This window comes from Acidaminococcus sp. HCP3S3_G9_1 (assembly GCF_052122455.1).
Classification (GTDB): domain Bacteria; phylum Bacillota; class Negativicutes; order Acidaminococcales; family Acidaminococcaceae; genus Acidaminococcus.
This window is the reverse complement of record NZ_JBQKCH010000001.1, coordinates 271566-285713: the sequence shown is the minus strand read 5'-3', so window position 1 is coordinate 285713 and position 14148 is coordinate 271566. Positions and strand designations below refer to the sequence as shown.

The window sequence follows — 14148 nt, the reverse complement described above, 5'->3', positions numbered from 1 at the left end:
TTTACCTGAGCAAACTGAAAATATGAATGAAATTTTAACACGTGGCGGCAGGGAAGTCAATAATTTCAGGTACATTTATCCATTGTTTACTGATGGATGTTTACGGTTGCAATAAAAATATAAGTTTGCAAATAGAAACATTACAAAAGTAACGGAGCATGGCCGCCCAGAGGGCAGAAGCGTCTATACTCTTTCAACCGCGAAAGCTCTCCGCCGGGAGGGCAGACCCGTTCGTCCCTGGCGGGAGGCTCACAGCCTATCGCCTTGCCCTGACGGTCAAAGGCAGCGGCTACGGACCAGGAAGCCGGACCCTATCGCCCGCGTGCTCCACCCCAGGAGCGACGACACCCGGCGTTGTCCCGCCGACTCCTCCTGGGCCTGCCCTCCCGGCTCCCGAAGAATCGACGTATACTCGTGCAAAGTGCCAGCAAGGCCGGAGACCAAATCCGTCCTGCAGGAGTGGTCCAGATGTGTCCCCCTGCGACGGATGCGACGAATAGGAGCAACCTAGTCCCGTGGAGCAAGGGGGAAAGGACCCGCGTTAGCGGGTAGAGGGTTCTCCCCAGGCGGGGATACACCTTTCTTATATAGAGAAAGTACAAGGCCTCTGGCCGAATCCCACCACCATGCTCCGCACAGACCCCAGCCGCGGCATAAGCGACCGCCAACGTTGCCGAAGTGTCGGGCGCCTGCTTATACCCTTCCCAGGGCGGGCTTTGGGACCGCCAGGGTGAAAGTATAGTACAGCCGGCGGGCCGCTGGTTGTGCGGCCCCTATTGCAGGAAACCTACTGCTTTGGTATAGTAGGCTTACGAATATGGGAAAAGGAGATCCTGACTATGGAAAATTTGTTTCATCGTATCAGTATAAGGAAATATCTGAACAAACCGGTGGAAAAAGAAAAGATCTTGGAAATCCTCCGGGCGGCCATGGCGGCTCCTTCTGCCTGCAACCAGCGTCCCTGGCGCTTTACCGTGGTGACGGACCGGGAAAAGATCCGGGAACTGGCGGCCGTCAGCCAGTATTCCGTTTTTGCTGCAGCGGCTCCGGTGATTCTGGTTATCAGCTATCGGAAAGACTGCCTGCTGCCGGAGTTTGCTCCGGTGGACACCAGTGCGGCCCTGGAAAATCTCTGGATCGAAACCGATGCCCAGGGACTGGGAGGCGTCTGGATGGGGGTCTATCCCCGGCCTGAAAGGATGGCGGCTGTAGGGAAGATTGCCGGCCTGCCGGCGGAAGAAGAAGCTTTTGCCATGTTCTCCCTGGGGTATCCGGGAGAGGAAACCAGGAAGCATGACCGGTTCCAGGAAGAATGGATCCGGTGGATCGAGTAAACAGGGAGGTGCCTGATGAAATTCGTACTGAGCCTGCCCCTGGCCCCGGCGGGGATGGAAATGATGGAAAAACTGGGGATCCAGTGGGAAGTGGGTCCCGGCTTAAACTGGGAAGAATACCCCGATGCCCTTTTGGAAAGTGCTGATGCTCTCATTGTCCGGCTGGAAAAATGTCCGGAATCCGTGCTCCGCCGGTGCCCCAACCTGAAGGTGCTGGGACGCCCGGGGATGGGCTTTGAAAATGTGCCGGTGGACTACTGCACCAGGCGGGGGATCCCGGTGGTGCTGGCTCCCGGGGCCAATGCCCGGAGCGTGGCGGAACATGCCCTGGCCCTGATCTTTGCCTGTGCCAAGGATCTGAAGGAAATGGACGCCGAGAACCGGAAAGGGAACTGGGGAATCCGGGCCCAGGGAAAACAGATGGAACTGGCCGGGAAAACCGTGGGCATCGTGGGGGTAGGCGGCATCGGCAGCCTGCTGGCCCATCTGTGCCGGGCCCTGGGCATGGACTGCCTGGGCTGGAGCCATTCCCGGAACCGGGCCCGGGTGGAGGACGCGGGCTGCCGGTATGGGGACACCCTGGAGGAAGTGCTCCGGGAAAGCGATTTCGTGTCCCTCCATGTACCTCTGCTGGAAGAGACCCGGCATTTCATCGGAGCCCGGGAACTGGCCATGATGAAACCCACCGCCTTTCTCATCAACACGGCCCGGGGAGCGGTGGTGGATGAACAGGCCCTGGCGGATGCGGTGAACCAGGGCGTCATTGCCGGGGCCGGCGTGGATGTGTATGGGACAGAACCGGCGGATCTGGATAACCCAGTGTTCACGGCGCCCCGGATCCTCTGCACCCCCCACAGTGCCGCCCTGACCCCCGATTCCTGGGCCAGGATGGCCTGCGCCGCCGTGGAAGGCTGTTATGCCGTGTGCCAGGGAAAGGAATGGAAAGGCGTGGCCAATCCGGAGGTGTGGGGGAGAAAATCTTGACATACTTCCTGTATTTTAGTACACTAGCGGAGTAAAGCAAAACACAACTGAACGGTCCGGCTGAGGAAGGCGGACCGTTTCGGTTTCTGAGGGGGTCCTGAGGATGACGAAAAAAGTGGCGATACTGGGGAGCAGCGGGGGAAACCTGTACAACCTGGGCGGGAAAGATCCGGCTTCTCTTTTGGGAGAAATGGTCCGGCAGATCAAAGGGGCGGGGATGGAACTGACCGCCATCCAGTTCATCGGGGCGGAAGCCTCCATGGATACGGCCAAACCGGACACCAAAGCGGCACTGTGGACCTGGAACGGGGAAGAACCGAAGGTGGTGTTCCGGGGGACCCTGGAAGAAGTGAACCGGGAAGCAGTGCTGGAAGACGAACGGATCGCCGGGCTCATCGATGAGGACAAAGTGGACGGGCTGATCCTGGCCAGCTGTGACCCCAAAGGAGCCAACCGGGCAGCCATGGAGGCGGCCGCGGACAAGAAGCTGGCGGCCACTGGTACCGGGGGTACCTCCATGGCCCTCGCCCAGTCCATGGGTCTCAATGTGGTGGCGGTTTCCGGTACCACCGGCACCACCAACCGGACCCGGGCCATTGCCAATGTGTTTGCCCTGGCCAAATTCTGGAAGCTCAGCTACCGGCCGGCCATGAACGGCGGGGTCACCGCCGGGGACGCCGGGGAACAGGGGAGCCTCCTGTCCCGGATCAGCGTCCGGGGGATCCTGATGGCGTCCCTCCCCGGATTCATTGCCATGGCCCTCACCCTGATTCTCAGCAAGGTGCCGGGACTGGAATACTTTGAAAAGATCTTCAACATCATGATCGACGCTCTGCCGGTGATCGTGGCCACGGTGGCCGCCAAACAGGTATCCGGCATGGGGGATGTGGCCATTGTGGCCGGGGTGGTCACCGGGATCCTGTCCGTAAAGGGCGGGCTCATCGGGGGCATCATCGGCGGGATCATCGCCGGGATCCTGGTCCAGTTCCTGCTGCTGAAATGCCTGAAGCTGAATTTCCCTGCCACCACTGCCAATATTGTGGCCGGGGGCGTTGCAGGCCTGGCCGCCGGGCTCCTGATCTACCTGTTCATTGCGCCGCTGGCGGAAGCGGTGGGCAACGGGATCCGCTACGTGATCGACTGGGCTTTCTCCATCCATCCGGTGCTCTGCGGAGGCCTGGCGGGACTCCTGATCTGGCCGGCCATTATGGGGGGCATGTACCATGCGGCCATCCTGCCCATTATCCTGCTGGAAATGGAAAAGACCGGGAACTCCTTTTTGGGAGCCATCGACATGGTGGGCCTGGTAATGGTGTCCGCCGGGATCATGGCCGCCAACATCCTGGCGCCCCGGCGGCAGGACGACCGGGCCCTGGCCATTCCCGGGCTGTTCATCAACATGGCCTTCGGGACCTTTGTGGAAGCGGCCTATCCCTTTATGTTTTCCAATAAAGTGGTGATGGCCGGAGCCATCCTGTCTGCCGGGGTAGGGGGAGTGGCCGTAGGGTACTTCAATGTCCGGGGTACCGCCTATGTGCCCAGCATCGTGGCCCCCACCCTGTCCAACAATGTGCTGGGCTTCGCCTTCTGCATGTTCCTGTCCGCCTTCTGCGCCTTCTGCATCACCGCAGCGGCGAACCGGTTTACGAAGAGTAAAGGGGAATGAAAAAGCAGTGGCACACGTAAAAAACATACGCGTGCCACTGCTTTTTTATCATTCGGCCATTGACGATTGACAATTGACCATTGACGGGGATGTTGCACGCATATTTTTTACGTGCAACATCCCCCTTATTTCTTTGTGATCAACGGGGCCTTTACCTGGAAATACTCGTGGATCAGGTCTTTGTAGTAGAGCATGGCCTTGTTCAGGTAGGCTCCTTTTTTATAGGTAATGCACATTTCCCAGTAGGGGTCTCCAGGGATCCGGTAGTAGGCGATCTTGTCCTGGTATTTGTAGTAGCCGGCGGAGACGATGGTGCAGGCCATGTTGTTCTTCACCATGGTGAGAAGGGCCCGGATGCTGGCGCTTTCGAACAGCACATAGGGATGGTAGTCCGCTTCCTTCAGCACCTGATCGATGATCTGGCGCATGGTGGATTTGGGGAACATGAGTACGAAGGGACTGTCCTTGCACTGATCCACCGGCAGATAGGGCAGGTCTTCCAAAGGAGTGCCGGGACGGGCCGGGTCCACTGCCCGGGGACTTTCCCGGGGAATGGCCAGGAGCATGGGTTCCCGGCGGATCAGCTCGAATTCCAGGTCAGGGGTCTTCTGTTTCTCCGTTACTGTCACCACCCCCAGGTCCGTATCTCCCCGGCTGAGCCAGTTCAGCTGGTCCACTACGAACATTTCATGGGGCCGGAGGGTGATCCCCGGGAACCGTCGGTGGAACTGGGGATAGGTGGCTACCAGCATGTCGATGCCCCGTTCCCGGGAAAAGGTCAGCCGGAGATCTCCCAGGCTGCTCTGGGCCATGTCGTGGATGATGTTGTAGGCTTCCCGTTTTTCCCGGAGCATGTTCCGGCCATATTCCAGATACACCTGGCCGGCACTGGTGGGGGTCAGGTCATGTTTGTGCCGGACGAACAGTTTGATCCCCAGCTGCTGTTCCAGCTTCAGCAGCTGCTGGTTCAGGGCGGACTGGGTAATGAACAGATGCTCGGCGGCTTTGGTGATGCTGCCGGTTTCCGCAATCTTCACGATGTATTCGATCTGTTTCAGATCCATCGGGCACACCTCACTTAGAAAAACTTATTTTATAACTAAAAATAAACAATTTGATTTATAGTAACATGAAAATTACAATAAAGTCAAACATTGAATCCGGACGCTATTCACAATAGACTGAAAACGCGCAATTTCAGGGAAGCTGTCGGATTGGATCGTCAAGGGCCTGTGACATTGTTGGATACTGTTGGTTATGATCAAGGAGGAGCAAATCAATGACACCCGTAATTACCAAAATGGAAGTTTACCCGGTTGCCGGCAGGGACAGCATGCTGCTGAACCTGAGCGGCGGGCACGCCCCCTATTTCACCCGGAACATTGTAATCCTTACGGATTCTGAAGGAAACACCGGGGTGGGGGAAGTCCCCGGAGGCCCCAAGATCACCAATGCCCTGGAAGAGGTGAAGGACATTGTGGTGGGGACCAAAATTTCTGATTACCGGAACACCCTGCTGGCGGTGAAAGCCCATCTGGACAAGAACGGCGAAGAAGATGTCCGTGGGAACCAGACCTTCGATCTGCGGACCGGGGTCCATGTAATGACCGCCATCGAAGCCCCCTGCCTGGACCTGTTGGGGAAATTCCTGGACATGCCGGTATGCCGGCTGCTGGGCAACGGGCAGCAGCGGGATTTCGTCCGGTTCCTGGGGTACCTGTTCTTTGTAGGGGACCGGAACAAAACGGATCTGCCCTACGACCATGAAGAAGATTCCGACTGTGAATGGTACCGGCTGCGGAACGAAGAAGCCCTGGATGCGGACAGCGTAGTGGCTCTGTGCCGGGCTGCCAAGGAAAAATACGGGTTCAAGGACTTCAAGCTGAAAGGCGGCGTGCTGCCCGGTGACGAAGAAATGAAAGTCATCAAGGCCATGAAGAAAGCCTTCCCGGATGCCCGGATGGACCTGGATCCCAACGGAGCCTGGCTGCTGGAAGATGCTGTGAAGTATGTGTCCGACATGCACGGCATCCTGACCTATTGTGAAGATCCCTGCGGTGCCGAAGGAGTATATTCCGGACGGGAAATCATGAGCGAATTCCGCCGGCGCACCGGCTTCCCCACCGCCACCAACATGATCGCCACCGATTGGCGGCAGGTGGGTCACTCCCTGGAAAGCCAGGCAGTGGACATTATCCTGGCTGATCCCCATTTCTGGACCATGAACGGGTCCGTACGGGTGGCGCAGATGTGCCATGAATTCGGCTACACCTGGGGCAGCCATTCCAACAACCACTTTGACATCTCCCTGGCCATGTGCGTCCAGGTGGGGGCTGCGGTGCCGGGCTTCTACAATGCCCTGGATACGCACTGGATCTGGCAGGAAGGCCGGGAACGGCTGACCAAGGAACCCATGCAGATCGTGGACGGCGGCATTAAAGTGCCGGACAAACCGGGTCTGGGTGTGGAAGTGGACCGGGAACAGGTGATGAAGGCTCACGAGCTGTACAAGAAACACTGCCTGGGTGTCCGGAACGATGCCATCACCATGCAGTACCTGATCCCCGGCTGGAAATTCGATGCAAAATCTCCCTGCCTGGTACGGTAAGGACAGGGTTCACGAATCGGAGGAATAGAAAATGGCAGAATCCACACGGATGGTCCTGGGCTTGGGCCTGGGCATCCTGGTCATGATAATCTTAGTCGCTAAAACAAAAGTCCACAGCTTCATCGCCATGCTGATCGCCGCCTTGATCACCGGGATCATCGGAGGCATGCCCATCCTTACCGTGAAGGTGGCGGGCAAAACCACTGTGGGCGTGATCAACGCCATCAGCACCGGCTTCGGCAACACCCTGTCCAGCACCGGCATCATCATCGGCCTGGGGGTCATGATGGGGGCCATCCTGGAAAAATCCGGGGCTGCGGAAAAACTGGCCATCAGCTTCATCAAACTGGTGGGGAAGGGCAATGAAGAATGGGCCCTGGGGGTCACCGGCTGGGTGGTTTCCATCCCGGTTTTTGCTGACTCCGCTGTGGTGATGCTCTGCCCCCTGTGCAAAGCCATCTCCAAGGTAACCGGCAAATCCGTCATCGGCCTGGGGCTGTCCCTGGCCTGCGGGCTCCAGCTGACTCACGTGCTGGTGCCTCCTACCCCCGGCCCTCTGACCGCAGCCGGGATGCTGGGCATCGATGTGGGGCAGATGATCGCCGGGGGTGCCATCCTCAGTATCCCCATGCTGCTGGTGATCGTCCCCTACTGCAAATGGATCGGCAAGAAGATTTACCAGGTGGTCAATACAGATGATGAATACGTCCGTCCTCAGCAGGGCGAACAGGTGAAACTGGCTTCCACGGAACTTCTGGATCAGTTCCTGAACCGGACGGATCTGCCCGGGCTGGCCATTTCCGCGGCGCCCATTGTGGTTCCTCTGATCATGATCCTGACCAAGACGGTGCTGGATCTGATGGGAGCGGACAAGAGTGCCGGGTACTACTACTTTGTGGCTCTCTTTGGCAGCCCCATTGTGGCCCTGATGATCGGGACCCTGATCGCCATTTATGGCCTGGTGCCCAACCGGGATACCAAAGAAGTGCTGAAGATGATGGATGACGGCATCAAAGACACCGGCATCATCATGCTGATCACCGGTGTGGGCGGTTCCCTGGGGTATGTGGTACGGGCTTCCGGCATCGGCAATGTGCTGGGCCAGATGGTTGTGACCTGGCCGGTGCCTGCGGTGCTGATTCCCTTCTGCATCGCCGCTCTCATGCGGATCTGCCTGGGGTCCGCTACGGTGGCCATCGTAACTTCCGCCTCCCTGACCATGCCTTTGATGAGCCAGCTGACCATCAGCCCGCTGCTCATGGCTCTGTCCTGCTGCGTGGGTGCCATTTCCTTCGGGTACTTCACCGACTCCGGGTTCTGGGTCTGGAACGGCATGTTCGGTGTCAGCGACCTGAAAGAACAGCTCCAGTGCAAAACCGCTGTGTCCATGATCATGGCCGGCGTCGGTCTCCTGGAACTGCTGGTGGCCCAGTATTTCATTTGATAAGCGGTTAAGTCTGGAGTCTGGAGCCGCTGGATAAAATTTGCAGGCAAATTTTTCTGAAGCTGGAAAGACTGGAAGGTTTTTATCCTCAGAAGGAACTGGCAGACAGTTCCTTTCCAGGGTCTTCCGACTTCTGACTCCAGACTGCTCAACCGGAGCTGCCAAAGGCAGCTCCTCTGGGAAAGCCAGAGATCCTTCCCTGGTTTTCCCAGAGGAATCTTCCCTGTTGAAATCTCATGACCTTGCAAGAATGTATAGGAGGGGTAAGCATGTATAAAATCCTGGTGCCCAAGGCCCTGAAACCGGTGGCCCGTGAGTTCCTGACCAAAAAAGGGTATGAACTGGTAAGCCCGGAAGCAACGGACGAAGCCACCCTGGCCAAAGCCATTGCCGATGTGGATGGGGTCATCGCCCGGACGGAAAAATACACCAAGACTGTGGTGGATGCCGGGAAGAACCTGAAGATCATCGCCCGGTACGGCATTGGTTACGAAAACATCGATCTGGAGGCCTGTGACGCCAAAAATGTCACGGTGACCCTGGCCCGGGGCTGCAACACCTATTCGGTGGCGGAACATGCCATTTCTCTGATGCTGGCCTGCTTCCGGCAGATCCCCCAGTTCAATACGGAAATCCGGAAGGGCAACTGGAAGAGCCGGGATGCCATCGAGACCCACGAAGCCCGGTACAAGACCTTCGGCAGCATCGGCATTGGGCCCATCGGCCTGGAAGCCGTGAAGATCGCCCATTTCGGATTCCAGATGCGGACCCTGGTGTACGACAAGTTCGTGGACCGGAGCCAGTTCCCGGACTGGGTGGAATTCGTGGATACCCTGGATGAACTGATGGAACAGGCGGATGTGGTTTCTCCCCACCTGCCTCTCAACAAAGGGACCTTCCACATCATCGACGAGGAAGCCATTTCCCACATGAAGCCCACGGCGGTGCTGCTGAACGTATCCCGGGGTGCCATCTGGGATGAAAAAGCCGTGTACAAGGCCCTGAAGGAAGGCCGGATCGCAGCGGCGGGAGCGGATGTGTTCGAAACGGAACCACCTGCTCCGGACATGCCCCTGTTCAGCCTGCCCAACTACATCGGATGCCCCCACACGGCGGCTCTGACGGAAGAGGCGGTGGATGCGGTGGCCATGAACTGCGCCCAGGCCATTGACGACCTGCTGAACGGCCGGGAACCCAAATTTATCATCAACCATCCGAAAAAAGACTGAGTGAGACTGCAGGAAGGCTGCAGCCCGTATATGGGAGGATCGACAATGAGCAAAGAAATCACCATCAACATCAATGACAAACTGTGCAAGCAGTGCGGCATCTGCTCTGCCCTGTGCCCCAAACAGGTGCTGGAACAAAGCTACGGCAGCTATCCCAAGGTGGCTCACCCGGATGCCTGCATCGGCTGCAAGCTGTGCGAACTGCGCTGCCCTGATTTTGCAATTGAAGTGGAGGTCAAATAATGGCTAAGGTAGAAAAGAAATTCATGGAAGGCAATGAAGCAATGACCGCTGGGGCCATTGCCGCCGGCGCCCGTTTCTTCGCGGGCTATCCCATTTCCCCCAGTTCCGAAGTGGCCAAAGCCGCTGCCAAGGAACTGCCCCGTCATGGCGGGATCTACATTCAGATGGAAGATGAACTGAGCTCCATGGCAGCCCTCCTGGGAGCTTCCCTGGCCGGGAAAAAGGCCTTCACCGCCACCAGCGGCCCGGGCTTCTCCCTGATGCAGGAAAACCTGGGTCTGGGGATCATGTCCGAACTGCCCTGCGTCCTCTACAATGTGCAGCGCAGCGGCCCCTCCACCGGGGCTGCCACCAAACCGGCCCAGGGAGACCTGATGCAGGCCAAGTACGGCACCCACGGGGACCACAGCATCATCGCCCTCAGCCCCTCTTCCGTACAGGACTGCTATGACCTGTCCATCACCGCTTTCAACCTGGCGGAAAAATACCGGACTCCGGTGATCTTCCTGGCGGACGAAGTGGTGGGACACCTGCGGGAAACCCTGACCATCCGGGAACCGGAACCGGACGAAATCATCAACCGGAAGGCTCCTGCCACCAAGAAACAGTCTGAATTCCGTCCCTATGACTACAGCGGCACGGAAGTAGCTCCCATGGTGGCTGTGGGGGAGCGGGACCTGCTCATGCGGACCACCGGCTCCACCCATGACGAAAAAGGGGAATTCTGCCCCTCTCCGGAAAACATCGACCGGGTGACCCATTACCTGGTGGACAAGATTGAAAAACATGTGGACGACATCACCATCACCCGGAAATACCAGATGGACGATGCGGATGTGGTCCTGATCTCCTTTGGCTGCTCCGTCCGCAGCTCCCTCAGCGCCATTGAAATCCTGCGGAAAAAAGGCGTGAAAGCCGGTCTCCTGCAGCTGGTCACCGTATGGCCCATGCCGGAAAAAGAAATCCGGGCTGCTCTCCAGCAGGCCAAAACCGTGATCGTGCCGGAACTGAACCTGGGTCAATTGGCCGGGGAAGTCCGGAAATACAACGACTATGGCTGCAAAGTGCTCCAGGCCAACCGGACCGACGGGATCCTGATTACCCCCCAGCAGATCGTGGATGTTTATGAGGAGAGTGAAAAATAATGAAATCTTACAAGGACTATATGCTGTTTGACAAACTGCCTCAAACCTGGTGCGCCGGGTGCAGCCACGGAATCGTGCTCCAGTCCATTGCCGCCGTGATGGCGGAACTGGAAGTGGACAAGCATGACATGGCTCTGGTCAGCGGCATCGGCTGCTTCGGCCGGGTGGATGACTATCTGGACATCAACTGCATGCACGTGACCCACGGCCGGGCTCTGGCCGCCGCCACCGGTGTGGCCCTGGGGAATCCGGACCTCCACGTGCTGGTAACCATGGGGGATGGGGACGGCACCACCATCGGGGGCAACCACCTGATCCATGCGGCCCGCCGGAACATCAACGTGACGGCCATCATCTCCAACAACTACAACTATGGCCAGACCGGGGGCCAGTACTCCGGCACCACCCCTACCCACAGCATTACCCAGACCTCTCCTTACGGCCACATTGAACAGAACTTCGATGTATGCAAGCTGGCCATTGCCGCCGGTGCCTCCTATGTGGGCCGGGCCACGGCCTACAACCCGGTGATGCTCCGGAAGCTGATCAAGGAAGGGATGCAGGTGAAAGGGTTCTCCCTGATCGAAGTGATGAGCGCCTGCCCCACCCACTACGGGAAATTCAACAAACTGGGAGCAGCTGCCCACATGATGCAGCTGATGAACGAACAGAGCGTAACTGTGGCCCAGGCAGCCAAAATGAGCGAAGAAGAGCTCAAGGGCAAGATTGTGGTAGGGTGCATGAAGAACGCACCTCGGGAAGACTACTACACCAGTTACAAAAAGATCATCGATGCCAACAGAATTGAGGGATAACCATGAAAAAAGAAATCGTATTGTCTGGGGTCGGCGGCCAGGGCGTAGTTTCCGTTGGGGAAGTCATGGGCCTTGCCTCCCTGAATGAAGAGAACATCAACGCCACCATGAGTGCCTCCTACGGGGCGGAAGCCCGGGGGACCTTCACCAAAACCGACGTGGTCTTAAGCGACGGACTGGTGGGCTATCCCAACGTGGCGGTGCCGGATCTGATCCTGTGCCTGGCCCAGGTGGCCTATGACCGGTATGTGGACAAATTCACCGCTGATACCCTGGTGTTCTATGATTCTGACGAAGTGACCCCTAAGGAAGGGGCCAAAGGCACTGCCATCGGCTATCCCTTCCGGAAACTGGCGGTGGAACTGGGCAGCATCCAGAGTGCCAACTTCATCGCCCTGGGGGCCATGATGAAAAAGACCGGCCTTTTGAAGCCGGAAAGCGTGGAACAGGGCATTGCTAAACGGTTCGCCGGCAAGCAGAAAGTCATCGACAGCAACCGGAAAGCTTTTGAAAAAGGGCTGACCCTGGAATAAGAACGTACCAACCAACGAATTGAGGTAGAATCCATGAGCGGAAATGAACTGAAATACAAGGACAACCGCAGCGGAATCATGGTCAACGGAGTGGGCCGCAGCGGCAACCGGGCCCTTCTGTACAGCATGGGACTGGAAGAGGATGACTTCCGGAAACCCATCATCGGGATCGCCAATTCCTTCAGTGAACTGGTGCCCGGCCATATCCACCTGCGGGAGCTGGCACGGGATGTAAGCGACGGTATCCTGGAAGCGGGCGGCATCCCCCGGGAATTTGACACCATCGCCCTGTGCGACGGTCTGTGCCAGGGCCACAGCGGCATGCGCTATTCCCTGCCCAGCCGGGAAATCATCGCAGACTCTGTAGAGGCTGTGGTGGAAGGGAACCAGCTGGATGCGGTAGTAATGCTGGCCTCCTGCGACAAAATCGTCCCCGGGATGATCCTGGCTGCAGCCCGGATGAAGATCCCCGCCATCATCGTTACCGGCGGCCCCATGCTGGCCGGCAACTGCGACGGGTACACCAACATCTGCCTGAGCAACCTGCGGGAATTCGTGGGCCAGTATCAGGTGGGCAAAATGAGCTATGAAGAACTGCGGAAGATGGAAATGGCTTCCCTGCCTACTGTGGGCTCCTGCTCCATGATGGGCACCGCCAACACCATGAGCTGCCTGGCGGAAGTGCTGGGGCTGACCCTGCCCCGGATGGGCACCTCTCCGGCGGTTTCTTCCGAAAAACGGAGACTGGCCCGGGCCAGCGGCAAACGGATCGTGGCCATGGTGAAGGAAGGCATCACCACCCAGGATATCCTGACCCGTACCGCCCTTTTGGATGCGGTAAAGGCCGTTATGGCCATGGGAGCTTCCACCAACTCGGTACTGCATCTGATGGCCATTGCCCATGAAGCCCATGTGGACCTGACCCTGGAAGATTTCGACCGGATCAGCCGGGAAGTCCCCTATCTGTGCAATCTGCGGCCTTCCGGCCAGTATGCAGTGGACGTGCTCCACGCCAACGGCGGGGTGCCGGCGGTGCTGAAGGCCATCGAAGACAAGCTGGATGACCATATCACTGTCACCGGCCACACCCTGAAGGAAAACATCGCCGCCCAGCCTCTGGTGGAAAATGACGTGATCTTCCCCCGGAGCAAGCCCAAGAACAAAGAAGGGGGCATTGCCATCCTGCGGGGGAACCTGGCTCCTGACGGAGCCGTGGTGAAGGCCAGCGGGGTGAAACCCAACATGCATGTATTCACCGGGACTGCCCGGGTGTTCGACAGCATGGAAGATTCCATGAAAGCCATCGAAGCCGGGGAAATCAAACCGGGTACGGTGATCGTCCTCCGGTATGAAGGGCCCAAAGGGGGTCCGGGCATGCGGGAAATGTTCCTGGTCACCGCCCTCCTGGTGGGCCGGGGCATGGACGAAAGCACGGCTCTTGTGACCGACGGGCGCTTCTCCGGATCCACCCGGGGGCCATGTATCGGCCACGTTTCTCCGGAAGCTGCTGCCGGCGGCCCCATTGGCCTGATCCAGGACGGGGATGTGATCCATATCGACATCCCCAACCGGAGCCTGACCATGGATGTATCCGACGAAGAACTGGCGGAACGGAAGAAACATTTCAAACCGGTGGTGAAGGCCACTTCCCCCATGCTGAAAAAATATGCAGCTTTGGTATCTTCTGCTGACAAAGGGGCTGTCCTTCAGGTAAAATAGAAAGAAAACGGGGGGCGTTCCCATAACAGCGTCTCCCACTTTACAGGAGGCAGAATCCATGGCAGAGAAAATCACCTACAAGCTGAAGCATGTGGGCATCAACTGTGAAAACGAAAAAGAGGCCAAACAGCTGGTATCCCTCTTATGCAGCCTGTTTGACCTGGAGCCGGGCAACGAAAATGACACGCACATCTTCGTTGACGGCATGTTCGAAGTGATGAAGGACAGCACCCGGGGGAAATGCGGGCACATCGCCCTCCAGACTCCCGATGTGGAACTGGCCATGACGGACCTGGCCAGGAAAGGGATTTCCTTCAAGGAGGAAACCATCCGCCGGGATGCTGACGGAAAGGTCATCTTCGTCTATCTGGACGGGGATATCGGAGGCTTTTCCTTCCATCTCACCAAATAAAAAGCGTGAACGACCA

General features: G+C 57.9%; 13 protein-coding genes. 12 read left to right on the top strand and 1 reads right to left on the bottom strand.

The window, feature by feature from the left end; all coding sequences use genetic code 11:
- Positions 1-839: 839 nt before the first annotated feature.
- The 3 genes from ACTQY1_RS01360 (at position 840) to ACTQY1_RS01350 (ending at position 3984) form a co-directional block, all read left to right on the top strand.
- Positions 840-1334, top strand: a complete 495-nt coding sequence (locus ACTQY1_RS01360; RefSeq protein ID WP_022487862.1) for a nitroreductase family protein — start codon at positions 840-842, stop codon at positions 1332-1334.
- Positions 1335-1349: 15 nt separating this feature from the next.
- The gene (locus ACTQY1_RS01355) at positions 1350-2318 is read left to right on the top strand and encodes a hydroxyacid dehydrogenase (protein ID WP_022487863.1); all 969 of its coding nucleotides are present in this window, start codon (positions 1350-1352) and stop codon (positions 2316-2318) included.
- A 103-nt stretch (positions 2319-2421) separates the two neighbouring features.
- Positions 2422-3984: a PTS sugar transporter gene (locus ACTQY1_RS01350; protein ID WP_154488438.1), complete on the top strand. Its 1563-nt coding sequence runs from the start codon at positions 2422-2424 to the stop codon at positions 3982-3984.
- Positions 3985-4109: 125 nt separating this feature from the next.
- On the opposite strand, the gene ACTQY1_RS01345 is transcribed toward ACTQY1_RS01350, so the two are convergent.
- A complete protein-coding gene (locus tag ACTQY1_RS01345; RefSeq protein ID WP_154488439.1) occupies positions 4110-5048 on the bottom strand; it encodes a LysR family transcriptional regulator in 939 nt (312 codons plus the stop codon).
- A gap of 215 nt (positions 5049-5263) precedes the next feature.
- Between ACTQY1_RS01345 and ACTQY1_RS01340 the strand changes: the two genes are divergently transcribed.
- From ACTQY1_RS01340 to ACTQY1_RS01300, 9 genes are all read left to right on the top strand, one after another.
- Positions 5264-6592, top strand: coding sequence for an enolase C-terminal domain-like protein (locus tag ACTQY1_RS01340; RefSeq protein ID WP_022487866.1), 1329 nt, complete (start codon positions 5264-5266; stop codon positions 6590-6592).
- 31 nt (positions 6593-6623) lie between these two features.
- Positions 6624-8036 (top strand): GntP family permease, encoded by a 1413-nt coding sequence (locus ACTQY1_RS01335; RefSeq protein WP_022487867.1) that lies wholly within the window; start codon positions 6624-6626, stop codon positions 8034-8036.
- A gap of 269 nt (positions 8037-8305) precedes the next feature.
- Positions 8306-9265, top strand: coding sequence for a hydroxyacid dehydrogenase (locus ACTQY1_RS01330; RefSeq protein ID WP_022487868.1), 960 nt, complete (start codon positions 8306-8308; stop codon positions 9263-9265).
- Positions 9266-9310: 45 nt separating this feature from the next.
- The gene (locus ACTQY1_RS01325; protein WP_022487869.1) at positions 9311-9508 is read left to right on the top strand and encodes a 4Fe-4S binding protein; all 198 of its coding nucleotides are present in this window, start codon (positions 9311-9313) and stop codon (positions 9506-9508) included.
- Entirely contained in the window at positions 9508-10653 is a 1146-nt protein-coding gene (locus ACTQY1_RS01320; RefSeq protein WP_441373735.1) for a 2-oxoacid:acceptor oxidoreductase subunit alpha, read from the top strand. The genes ACTQY1_RS01325 and ACTQY1_RS01320 overlap by 1 nt, the downstream gene beginning before the upstream one ends.
- Positions 10653-11468, top strand: a complete 816-nt coding sequence (locus ACTQY1_RS01315) for a thiamine pyrophosphate-dependent enzyme (protein WP_022487871.1) — start codon at positions 10653-10655, stop codon at positions 11466-11468. The genes ACTQY1_RS01320 and ACTQY1_RS01315 overlap by 1 nt, the downstream gene beginning before the upstream one ends.
- 2 nt (positions 11469-11470) lie before the next feature.
- Entirely contained in the window at positions 11471-12001 is a 531-nt protein-coding gene (locus ACTQY1_RS01310; protein WP_022487872.1) for a 2-oxoacid:acceptor oxidoreductase family protein, read from the top strand.
- A 33-nt stretch (positions 12002-12034) separates the two neighbouring features.
- Entirely contained in the window at positions 12035-13720 is a 1686-nt protein-coding gene (gene ilvD / locus ACTQY1_RS01305; RefSeq protein ID WP_022487873.1) for a dihydroxy-acid dehydratase, read from the top strand.
- Positions 13721-13778: 58 nt separating this feature from the next.
- Positions 13779-14132 carry a VOC family protein gene (locus ACTQY1_RS01300; RefSeq protein ID WP_022487874.1) on the top strand — a complete coding sequence of 118 codons (354 nt, stop codon included), beginning with the start codon at positions 13779-13781 and terminating at the stop codon, positions 14130-14132.
- Positions 14133-14148 lie beyond the last annotated feature (16 nt).

Excerpts from the sequence above, each read along its gene's own strand:
- ACTQY1_RS01360 (WP_022487862.1), top strand. The coding sequence starts at position 840 with ATGGAAAATTTGTTTCATCGTATCAGTATAAGGAAATATCTGAACAAA.
- ACTQY1_RS01355 (WP_022487863.1), top strand. The coding sequence starts at position 1,350 with ATGAAATTCGTACTGAGCCTGCCCCTGGCCCCGGCGGGGATGGAAATG.
- ACTQY1_RS01350 (WP_154488438.1), top strand. The coding sequence starts at position 2,422 with ATGACGAAAAAAGTGGCGATACTGGGGAGCAGCGGGGGAAACCTGTAC.
- ACTQY1_RS01345 (WP_154488439.1), bottom strand. The coding sequence starts at position 5,048 with ATGGATCTGAAACAGATCGAATACATCGTGAAGATTGCGGAAACCGGC.
- ACTQY1_RS01340 (WP_022487866.1), top strand. The coding sequence starts at position 5,264 with ATGACACCCGTAATTACCAAAATGGAAGTTTACCCGGTTGCCGGCAGG.
- ACTQY1_RS01335 (WP_022487867.1), top strand. The coding sequence starts at position 6,624 with ATGGCAGAATCCACACGGATGGTCCTGGGCTTGGGCCTGGGCATCCTG.
- ACTQY1_RS01330 (WP_022487868.1), top strand. The coding sequence starts at position 8,306 with ATGTATAAAATCCTGGTGCCCAAGGCCCTGAAACCGGTGGCCCGTGAG.
- ACTQY1_RS01325 (WP_022487869.1), top strand. The coding sequence starts at position 9,311 with ATGAGCAAAGAAATCACCATCAACATCAATGACAAACTGTGCAAGCAG.
- ACTQY1_RS01320 (WP_441373735.1), top strand. The coding sequence starts at position 9,508 with ATGGCTAAGGTAGAAAAGAAATTCATGGAAGGCAATGAAGCAATGACC.
- ACTQY1_RS01315 (WP_022487871.1), top strand. The coding sequence starts at position 10,653 with ATGAAATCTTACAAGGACTATATGCTGTTTGACAAACTGCCTCAAACC.
- ACTQY1_RS01310 (WP_022487872.1), top strand. The coding sequence starts at position 11,471 with ATGAAAAAAGAAATCGTATTGTCTGGGGTCGGCGGCCAGGGCGTAGTT.
- ilvD (WP_022487873.1), top strand. The coding sequence starts at position 12,035 with ATGAGCGGAAATGAACTGAAATACAAGGACAACCGCAGCGGAATCATG.
- ACTQY1_RS01300 (WP_022487874.1), top strand. The coding sequence starts at position 13,779 with ATGGCAGAGAAAATCACCTACAAGCTGAAGCATGTGGGCATCAACTGT.